This window comes from Mycobacterium sp. NPDC006124 (genome assembly GCF_040614235.1).
In the GTDB taxonomy this organism is placed as follows: Bacteria; Actinomycetota; Actinomycetes; order Mycobacteriales; family Mycobacteriaceae; genus Mycobacterium.
In genome coordinates, this window is the sequence record NZ_JBEXUA010000032.1 from 1 (window position 1) to 10011 (window position 10011).

General features: G+C 66.0%; 8 protein-coding genes and 1 pseudogene. 4 read left to right on the plus strand and 5 right to left on the minus strand.

All coding sequences use genetic code 11. The features are described from left to right. Positions 1-108 (plus strand): annotated as a pseudogene (locus ABZ195_RS28395) (pyridoxal 5'-phosphate synthase lyase subunit PdxS); the annotation flags it as partial. Positions 109-194: 86 nt separating this feature from the next. Here the strand turns inward: ABZ195_RS28395 and ABZ195_RS28400 are convergent. Genes ABZ195_RS28400 through ABZ195_RS28410 form a run of 3 tightly spaced genes read right to left on the minus strand, consistent with a single transcriptional unit; the run spans position 195 to position 6044 of the window. Beyond that, entirely contained in the window at positions 195-3137 is a 2943-nt protein-coding gene (locus ABZ195_RS28400) for an aminotransferase (protein ID WP_355223221.1), read from the minus strand. Continuing rightward, positions 3134-4477 carry an APC family permease gene (locus ABZ195_RS28405; RefSeq protein ID WP_355223222.1) on the minus strand — a complete coding sequence of 448 codons (1344 nt, stop codon included), beginning with the start codon at positions 4475-4477 and terminating at the stop codon, positions 3134-3136. The genes ABZ195_RS28400 and ABZ195_RS28405 overlap by 4 nt, the downstream gene beginning before the upstream one ends. Positions 4478-4517: 40 nt before the next feature. After that, positions 4518-6044 (minus strand): amidohydrolase, encoded by a 1527-nt coding sequence (locus tag ABZ195_RS28410; protein WP_355223223.1) that lies wholly within the window; start codon positions 6042-6044, stop codon positions 4518-4520. 327 nt (positions 6045-6371) lie between these two features. On the opposite strand from ABZ195_RS28410, the gene ABZ195_RS28415 reads away from it, so the two are divergent. Then, the gene (locus ABZ195_RS28415; RefSeq protein ID WP_355223224.1) at positions 6372-7157 is read left to right on the plus strand and encodes an SDR family NAD(P)-dependent oxidoreductase; all 786 of its coding nucleotides are present in this window, start codon (positions 6372-6374) and stop codon (positions 7155-7157) included. Here the strand turns inward: ABZ195_RS28415 and ABZ195_RS28420 are convergent. Further along, complete coding sequence (locus ABZ195_RS28420; protein WP_355223225.1) at positions 7148-7351, minus strand: hypothetical protein; 204 nt, start codon at positions 7349-7351, stop codon at positions 7148-7150. The two genes, ABZ195_RS28415 and ABZ195_RS28420, sit on opposite strands and share 10 nt — an antisense overlap. A gap of 346 nt (positions 7352-7697) precedes the next feature. Between ABZ195_RS28420 and ABZ195_RS28425 the strand changes: the two genes are divergently transcribed. Beyond that, a complete protein-coding gene (locus ABZ195_RS28425; protein WP_355223226.1) occupies positions 7698-8702 on the plus strand; it encodes a LuxR C-terminal-related transcriptional regulator in 1005 nt (334 codons plus the stop codon). 51 nt (positions 8703-8753) lie between these two features. Here the strand turns inward: ABZ195_RS28425 and ABZ195_RS28430 are convergent, their stop codons facing one another. Beyond that, a complete protein-coding gene (locus ABZ195_RS28430; RefSeq protein WP_318972233.1) occupies positions 8754-9488 on the minus strand; it encodes a GntR family transcriptional regulator in 735 nt (244 codons plus the stop codon). 305 nt (positions 9489-9793) lie between these two features. Between ABZ195_RS28430 and ABZ195_RS28435 the strand changes: the two genes are divergently transcribed. Further along, positions 9794-10011 (plus strand): acetyl-coenzyme A synthetase N-terminal domain-containing protein (locus ABZ195_RS28435; protein WP_355223228.1); only part of this gene is annotated, 218 nt, incomplete at its 3' end.

Genomic DNA, 10011 nt, shown 5'->3' on the forward strand with positions numbered 1-10011 from the left:
GACCCCGACGTGCTGGCCAAGGTGTCGCGCGGGCTGGGTGAGGCCATGGTCGGCATCAACGTCGAGGAGATCGCGCAGCCGCACCGGCTCGCCGAACGCGGCTGGTAGGACGCGCTCGGCCAGCCGCCAGTTGACCCACCGGTCCCGGTCAAGCACCCCGGTGGGCCGACTGGTTCGTCCCGCGGGCGGGTCGTCTACCAGCCTTCGGTCAAGACGCTGTCGAGCGCGTCCACGAAGTAGTCCGCCCCCGTCTGGTCCAAGCACAGTGGCGGCTTCACCTTCAGCACGCACATCCGATCGCCCGTGGGCTGGATGACCACGCCCTTGTCCAACATCCTTTCGCAGATCGCCAGTGTCTCCTCGGTAGCAGGCTCAAGAGTGTCTCGGTCCCGCACCAACTCGACGCCGAGATACAGACCGTGCCCATGGACCGTGCCGATGATCGAATGCCGTTCCGCGAGTTCCAGCAGACGCCCCCTGAGGTGCCCGCCGACACGACGGGCGTTGCCCTGCAGATCCTCGTCCTCGAGGACGTCCAGGACCGTGCTCCCGACCACGCACGACGCGGGGCTGCCACCGGCCGAGGAGAAGAAGTAGCCCTGGGATCGATAGGCCTCGGCGATGACCTTCGTGGTCGCCACGATCCCAAGCGGATACCCGTTGCCCACCGCCTTCGCCACCGAGACGACGTCGGGCACGACGCCCTGCTGCTCGAAACCCCAGAACCACTGTCCCAGACGGCCGTAACCAACCTGAACCTCGTCGGCGATCGCCAGTCCCCCAACGTCGCGAATCGCGGCGTAGACCTGCTTCAGGTACCCGTCGGGGAGCGCCATTCCGCCGGCATTCCCGTAGACGGGTTCGGCGATGAACCCTGCGAGGTCTACACCGTCGGCGGCTAGTCGCCCGATGTCGGCAACGGCATCCCGCGCGTACTGGTGCGCCTGCGCCCCACGGTATCGCCCGCGATAGGAGTTGGCGGATTCCACGGTGTGGACCCACCTGGGACGAGTCGTCAGGGCGTTGGGGTTGTCCGCCGTCGACGTGGAGACCGCGTCGGTGAGGTAGGTCCAGCCGTGGTAGGCCTCCCCCATCGAGACGAGGTGTTGCCGTCCGGTGGTGCCCAGCGCCAGCCGCATCGCGAGGTCACTTGCCTCCGAGCCCGAGTTGACCAGGAAGATCTGGTCGAGCGACGGTGGCAGCCGAGCGGCGATCTTCGCGGTGAACTCAGCGATGGCCGAGTAGTTGAACCGCGAGTTCGTGTTGAGCAGTTCGTACTGGCGGGCAACCGCATCTGACAATCGAGGATGCGAATGGCCAAGCAATGCAACGTTGTTGACCATGTCCAAATACGATCTGCCGTCGGTGGACAGCAAGTGGTGCCGCCAGCCCCGCTCGAACCGGGGCGGGGTGACGTAGTAGTGCTCCTGAACGTCAGCCAGGTACCGGCTGCGGCGTTCGAGTAGTGCAGCACTCGATTCGGGTGTGTCGCCGTCGGGGGCGCCGAGCAGCGCCGCGGGATCGGCGGTCAGGGCCAGCCAGCCTGGGCCGTACCGTGGGGCGACGAACGCAGGCACCGGCGGCCCATCCGCCCGCCGGACCTGAACGCGAATCCGATGGTCAGCCCCCACGGTCGTCAACGGCGCGCCTGCCGCCACCTCGCCCAGGTGCATGCCCGGCAGCGCGTCGGCGTCGACGTCGAGTGTGACGTCGAGGACGACGTCGACGTCTGCGGCGGACAGGGTAAAGCCCTGATCGGTCCTTCGCGTGACACCAGCCCACGGTGCGCGCAACGCGGTTGCCTCGAAGAACCATGCGTCGCAAAAGGTCGGCAACGTGGCGGGTTCGGTATCCCGAAGTGGTGCAGCCTGGTCGAGGCGAGGTTGCGCGTACGCACTCATCGCGACTCTCGCCCCCGTCGCACGCGCGGCGCCCAGCGCCCTATCGACGGCATCCGCGTGCAACCAGGCACCGCGGTCCCACACCGGCGCGGTCGTCGAGAGGTCCAGCACCGCGGGCTGCCCGGCGACGAGCGAAACGTAGTCGTCCGGGAGCGTCACCTCACCGGGTCGCGGCAGCGATAGCGCGTCGCAAATCAGGGTGGACATCACCTCCATGGGCACCGCCACCGCCGCGTCGAACATCCGCCACTCGTCGAGCAGCCCGGTGACGGCATACTCGTTGTCCGGCTCGATGCTGACCTGCATCGTGCCGTTGAGGACCAGGATTGCCGCGCGGATCACTACCAACGGCCAGACGGCCTGGGCCTCGGCGGCCGACAACGGCCGCACCGCGTGGAAGCCCGTCACCGTCGGGAGCGCCGACAGTGCGTCCGCACCAGGATGGTGAAGGACCGACGTTGCCGTACAAGCGAGTTCGGCGACCGCCCAGGTTCGGCACAGGTCGCCGAAGTCGAGGATGCCGTCATAGCGCCGGGCGTCATCGGGCTCGGCTATCAGGTTGGAGTTGGTCAAGTCTAGGTGGACGGCTTGACGCGGGAGTTCCCCGGCGAGCCGTCCCAGGATCTTCCACGCCTGGGCTACGACGTGAAGGAGCTGGTCACGGCGACCCTCGTCGTCCTGATAGGAGATGAGTTTCTCCGTGACAGCCGGAACGTGTTGGGGATCCCAGGCCAGCGTGCGGTCGAGCCCGGGATGGTCGAACGAGCGCAGTGCTCTGCTGACGCGCCCACACACATCACCCATCTGCCGGGCGACGTCGGCTCCCAGATACGTGTCGGCCTCGACGGTGGTACCGGGCAGGTAGCGGAGAACACGCGCAATGAGCGACGTTCCGTCCGCGTGCCGGAAGGTTCTGTGCGTCCGCCCGTCGACGCCGTGGACCGCGGTGGCCAGTCGCAACCGGGGTTCGGCAGCCTGCACGAGTTGGGCGGCCTGATCTTGTGCCTTCACCTCGGCTTCGGAGAACACCGGGTTCGCGATCTTGAGAACCCCGACGCGCCGCCCGTCGACGGTCGTGAGCATGAAGTTCTGGTCCTGCTGGCTGCCGAGCGACTCGGCGATCACCGGGTGGCCGAAGTGTTGCCCCCCGAGATTCTCCGCCTCCGCGTCGCTGATGCGCAAGGCGGCGATCTCCGGCCGTTCGAAGAAGTCGTAGCCAATCGTTCTGTCGCTCACGGTGTTACGACCCTGGCATCGTCGTGGGGTGTCAGTGGCGCGTGCTCGGCGTCGAACTGTATCTCTGGTGGGGCCTTGCGGAAGCCTCGGGTGATGCCGGCGAGGTACAGGACGCCCACGACGATCCAGACGAGTCCGACGATGAAGCCCAGACGCGACAGGCTGAACCACAGGTAGAAGGTGAGCAGGAACCCGATCGCGGGCGCGATCCCGTACCGGAACAGATGCCACGGAGTGCGTTCGGTGGCGTCGACGAGGAAGAGTTTGATGACCGCCAGGTTCACGACCGAGAATGCAGCCAGCGCACCGAAACTCACGATCGAGGCCATGGTCCCCAAATCGGCTACCAACGCGATCAACGAGATGACTCCGACGAACGCGATCGCGCCGACCGGGGTCTGGAACCTGCGGCTGAGACGACCGAACAATTTGCGCGGCAAGACGCCATCCCGGCCCATCGCATACAGGATTCTCGTCACGCTTACTTGAGAGGCCAGAGCCGAGGCCACACACGCGGCCATGTAACTGAAGAGGAAGAACGTCTGAAGCCACTGCCCGGCGGTCATGCCCATGATCTCGATTGCCGCGGAGTCTGGATCCACGATCGCAGACGGATCGCGCTGCACCAGTGTCGCCAGATAGGACACCGCGATGAAGATGAGCCCGGCGATGGCGACGGTCAGCATGATTGCTCGTGGCACCGTGCGGCGTGGGTCCCGCGCTTCTTCGGACATCGTCGAGATGGCGTCGAAGCCAAGGAAACTCAACGCCAGCGTCGCGGCTCCGGTGAACAACGTCGCCGCGGCGACACCTTGGTCGTAGATGGGCTGCAGGAGCGAGACGCCCGGGTTCTCGACGATGTGCTTGACCGCAAGGATCGCGAACACCAACGCGAACAGCATCTGAAGCCCCACCATGGCGAGGTTTGCGTTGCGCACCACGGTGATTCCCACGACGCTGAGAACCGTGACCACGGCGATGCCCAAGAGTGAGTACAGCCAGATGGGTACCGCCGGGTACTCGGCGTGCAGATAGATGCCGATGAGGAGGTAGTTCGTCAGCGGTAGCAAGAGGTAGTCCAGCAGCAGTGCCCAGCCGGTGACGAAGCCGACGTTTCCGCCGAAGGCCCGCCGGGAGTAGGTGTACGCGCCACCGGCGACCGGGTAGGCCCTGACCAGGACCGCGTAGCTGCCCGCCGTGAAGAGCACCGCCAACAGCGTGATCAGGTACGCGGTCGCCACATGGCCTGAGGTCGACTCGTTCACGACCCCGTAGGTCGTGAACACGGCCAGCGGCGCCGTGTAGGCCAATCCGAAGATGACCAGGCCGGGCACGCCCATGACCCGCCGCAGTGTAGGGGCGGACGAGGTGGGTGATGTCTCAGACATGAGTACGCTCCATCTGCGCCTGCAGGGCGCTGGACGTCGAATTCGATTGATAGGTAGGTATTCCTGCGACCCAGGTGCCGAGAACCGATATCGACGTCAGGTCGCCTATGGGTGACTGCCGCGGGTCGGCCGACAGCCACACCAGGTCCGCCTCGAAGCCGTCGTCCAACACGCCGCGGCTGGTCTCCGCGCCGGCTTGATAGGCGACGCCGCGGGTGACGATGTCGAGTGCGTTGACGATGTCTATGCGTTCCTCCGGCATCCAACCCCCGTGTGGGGTGCCGTCTTGGCGTGCCCGGGTGACGGCCGTCTGCAGAGCCGGTAGGACGTCTGCACTGGTGACTGGCCAGTCACTGCCGAAGCTCATCGGTGCGCCGGACCTCAAGACCGAGCCGATGCGGTACTGCCGGTGGCCTCGCTCTGGCCCCAACCGCGGGAGCGTCAGTTGCTGCATGACGTCATCCGTGGTGGCCCACAATGGCTGGAAGCACGCGATGACACCGAGCTGGGCGAACCTTGGCAGGTCGTCGTCGTCGACGAGTTGGGCGTGGGCGATGACCGGGCGCCGGTCTCGAGGACCGTTGACGGCTTGGATGTGCTCCACGGCGTCGAGGGCCGAGCGGGCTCCGGCGTCGCCGATGGCGTGAATGTGCAATTCGAAGCCGAGCTCGTCGACGAACGCCGCGGCGGCCAGGAGCTCATCGTGCTGCCACACCTTCATGCCACGGGTGCACGCATCGGCATAGTCGTGAAGCAGGTGCGCGGTGTGGTTCTCGATGATTCCGTCGACGAAGAACTTGATGGTGTTGCACGTGAGATGGGGTGCAGCACGGATGCGATCGCGTTGCCCGGTCAGCTGGTAGCGCTGTTCTGCCCACCGCAGCGGGTCCGCCCGCAGTGCCAGATCGGCGCGGCATCGGAGCACGCCCCGCTGGGCGGCCGCCAACCATGTCTCGATGTCGTCCGGATCCACCCACGCGTCCTGGAGCCAGGCAATGCCGCGGGTGGCGAGGTGTCGCGTGGCGTACTCCAACGCTTCGACCCCTTGATCGAGACTGGGCGCCGGAGCGACCCGTAGCGCAAGGTCCACCGCGCCCCACTCCAGAAGGGTGCCCAGCGGTTGGCCGTCCTCCCGCCGCGGGATCTCGCCGACCTCGGGCTGTGGGGTGTCCTCGTCGATGCCGGCGAGCTCGAGCGCCCGCGTGTTGCACCACACCGAGTGGTAATCCCACGCCCGCAGCATCACCGGGCGATCGGGCACTACGGCGTCGAGCCAGCGAGCGTCGAACAACCCAGACGGGGTGAGGGTGGCGTCGTAGCTTGCAGCCACGATCCACTCGTCGTGGGGGTGGTCCTGTGCCCACGCTTGTATCCGTTCGACGATCTCGGACACGTCGCGAGCGTCCCGAATTGCCGGTCCCTGCTGTTCGAGGCCCGCGAGAATGGGGTGTGCGTGGCCGTCGCCGAAGGCGGGCGCCAAGAGTCCGCCGTTCAGGTCGACGGAGACGTCTGGGCTCACAGCCTCGTCCCACGGCGCTATGCGACCGTCGACGACCAGGAGCCGATCCGTGTCCGGACGGCCATTGCCTCTCCACACGGTTCCGTTTCGGAAGACGACTGCGCCCATCGGTTAACCCCTTGGTTGTTGCAACATTGGTCACCAATTAAACAAGTGTGATCGGCACACCATATAAGTCGGAGGTCGCGCGCGCCATAGGCAACGCCCGCCGAACGGCCGGGCGTTCACATCTGTGTCCCAAGTTTGATCACCAATTGACCGATCATCGCGCCCGTGATTACGCTCCGACCGTCCGTCCGAGGTCGTTCACCACCCGGAGAGGGGACCATGTCCCACGCCGAATCTGCCCATCATCACCTGGGGACCGCCATCGTCACCGGCACCGGATCGGCTGCGGGTATCGGGTTTGCAACCGCGCGTCTCCTCGGCCTGACCGGCCTCACGGTGATCTTGACCTCGACCACGGACCGCGTGCAGCAGCGGGTAGACGAGTTACAGGCGGCCGGCATTCGCGCCGTCGGCATTGCCGGCGACCTCACCGACCCCGCTCATGCAGATCGGGTGGCCGCGCTCGCGCTGGAACGCACCGGCCGCATCGACGTCCTGGTGAACAACGCCGGGCTGGCCGCGGTCACCAACCTCGTCCCGGCCGCCACCTTGACACACCTCACCGACCACGACTGGGCCAACGCGATTGGGTGCAACCTCACCACCGCGTTCACCATGACCCGTGCAGTGCTCCCCACGATGGTCGAACGCGGATACGGCCGGGTGGTGAACGTGTCCTCGGTATCGGGGCCCGTGTGCGCCTTCCCCGGGGACGGGGCCTATCACGCGGCCAAGGCGGGTTTGGTGGGTCTGACCCGATCGGTCGCCATCGACTACGCCGGGGCCGGCATCACCTGCAACGCCGTGGCGCCTGGGTGGATCCTGACGGATTCGACCACCGAGGACGAGCTGGCAGCGGGTGCTTCCTGCCCGCTCGGCAGATCCGGGACGGCGGATGAGGTGGCGCATTCCATCCTGATGCTGACGGCCCGGGCGGCCTCCTACATCACGGGCCAATGCATCGTGGTCGACGGCGGCAACTCGATCCAGGAAGATCACAGGTAGTGCCAGCACGTCGGCGTCATCTCGGCACGGTCGGCGCGGAAGATCATGCCGCCCACCGGATCTCGATGGGACGCGGCCGCCAGAACGCATGGGTACGTCTCGACGACGGGGCGGCGTCCTGCGATGACCGCCTCGGCACGAACGCGGCCCGGGGTCGGCCATCCCGGACGATCCGCGTCGCCGGGCTCACTCATCGCAACGGCTTCACGGCTTCCGAACGGGATCGAACGTGGTTCGGATCCTTCCGGACTCGGCGACGCCCGCAGGTATGGCATCGAACCGATGTCGCGATCGCCGGGGGTATCGACGGTTTCGGGACATCCGTCGGATCTGTTGCAGGGTCGGCCGTGCTGTCGCACAATGGGGCTACCATCACCACGTTTGGCCAGCACTTTCCCAGACTTCGAAGTGCAGGCCGAACACCTGAATTCGAGGCGCAGTCGACGACGACGGCGCTAGAATCGGTGGCGGCTGACTGCGCCGCCCCTTCTTTGCGGGTTCAGCCTCTTCACAACCTCATCCAAGATTAGAGGTCGTCGAGTGCCCCTTTGCTACGACACGGAGAACGACGTCCACCTGACCGGGCCGGACGTAGATCTGGTTGCGGACTGCGCCTACAACGCCGGCAGCGAGGAACGCGGTCCGGCCGGCGCGTACATCCTCGAACGGCTGGGAAGCATCGTGCACGCGGACGCGGCGGCGATCCTCGGGTGGAACCCCGTCGCCGGTCGCCATGTGCTCGTGAGCAACTTCGAATACGCACCACCGACACTGCTCGGTCTGAGCGAGCCCTACACCGACACCGATCCGCACCACGAGATGCTTGCCAGCAAGCAGCCGCTGCGCTTCGCGGACCTGCCCTACGACTACTGCACGACCGAGTTCTACCAAGACGTCCTCGATCCCGCCGGATTTCGGGACGGCCTGACGACGTGTCTGTTTGGTCAGAGCGGGGACTACGTGGGCATGATCCACATGTCGTCGGGCACGCGGGGAACTTTCGACCGGAGGCATTCGCTTCTGCTCAAGACCATCGCCCCCAGCATCGGTCGGTTGTGCACTCCGGCGCGGCCCCGACTGACGGCGGACACGTCGTCGGTCGCCTACATGGATGCCAGCGGCCGAAGTCATGCCTGGGGACAGTGCCCCGCACCCGTGGTGTGCGACGAGCCCGAGTTCATCTCCGCCACGGCCCGATTCCTCGACAGCGGTCGTGAGTCAGTGGTCGGACTATGGCCCACGGCCGCGTCCTGGCTGCGCGTGCGCATGGACCGCATCGACGAACCCCTGTGGGGACCAGGCGTCGTCGCGTTGGTCGCCGCCACTGAGACGCAAATTCCATACGGCTTGACCAGTCGTGAAGTCGACATCCTCACCGGGGTGGCCCACGGCCTGTCGAATCAACAGATCGCCTCGCGCTATGGGATATCGGTGCGCACCACCACGGCTCACGTCGAGAAGATCTTGCACAAACTCGCCGAACGGTCGCGCACGGGCGCTGCGGTACGCGCCATCGAGGAGGGCCTGGCCCGCCTGATCCCGTGACCATGGCGCCCCGCCCCGCGCCGGGGCGGCAACGCATCGAGGATCGGGATGTTAGTCGCCCCCGGCGTCCACGTCTTGCGCGCGCACGATGGCAACTAGCCGTTCACGGTTGGTCTCAACGTGGGTGGTGATGAGTTCTCGAGCACGATCGTGGTCGCGGTCCATCAACGCGTGGCGGATTGCTTCATGTTCGGCCAGCGCCTGAGCGGGTCGGGTTTGCGTCTCACGCTGCGTGGCCTCGAGGATGGCGATGGCGAACGCCATTTCTTGAGCGATGGACCCGAAGAACCGGTCGGCGCGAGGACTAGCCATCAATCCGATCACGGCGGCATGGAATCCGAGATCAGCTTCCACCACCTGTACCGCGTCGAGTTGTTCGGTGGCGGCGCGCAGCCTATCGAAGGCCTCGCCCAACCGTTCAGCGAGCGCATCGTCGGGGGCCGCCGGGTCCGCGGTGCACCACCGTTGTGCCGCAGCGGTTTCCAGCACGAGCCGCGTGTTGTAGAGATCGCGAATGTCGGCCGCGGCGAAATCGGCCACCTGGGTACCCTTATGACGCTGATGTCGAACGAGGCCGAAACCCTCCAAGATGCGCAACGCGTCGCGCACGGTCCGGCGGGATACTTCGAACTGCGCCGCGATGGCCTCTTCACGCAGCGGCGTGCTGCGTCCGATCGCACCAGTGATGATGGCCTGCCGAATCAGTTCAGCGACCTGCTCTCCGGTAGTCGACCTGCTGGGCAAACCGTTCCGAACAGGTGAATAGTCGCTGGCGACCCGGTCCATGAGCTGACCTCCTTCGCGGTGCGATGCTCCTGTGGCAGCGAGGCGATTTGCGCCGTACTGTAACCCAGATCGACTTTGTTGGTTAATTGGTCACCAATCTTCGCCACGGGCGCATCGCGGCGAAATCACTGCTCCGCTCGACGCAGATCGTGGTTCGCGCCTTGGATTTTCGGCGGCTGAGAGCCGTAATATCGTAGATTGTTGACGATTTACATGATCGTTGCCGCGCTCACACCGGATGAGCAGCCACGACTCGAGCCCACGCTTAATGCGCTCCGAACCCCGCAGCCCAAGGAGATTCACCAATGACTTCGCCGTCAACCGCATCTGTTACCTCCTATCCGCCGTCGGACGAATTCGCCGAACAGGCCAACGCGACCGCCGCGCTCTACGACGAGGCCGACGCCGACCGCCTCGCGTTCTGGGCCGCGCAGGCCCAACGGCTGGCCTGGGAGACGCCGTTCACCGAGGTACTGGACTGGTCGGAAGCCCCGGTGGCCAAGTGGTTCGCCGACGGCGCGCT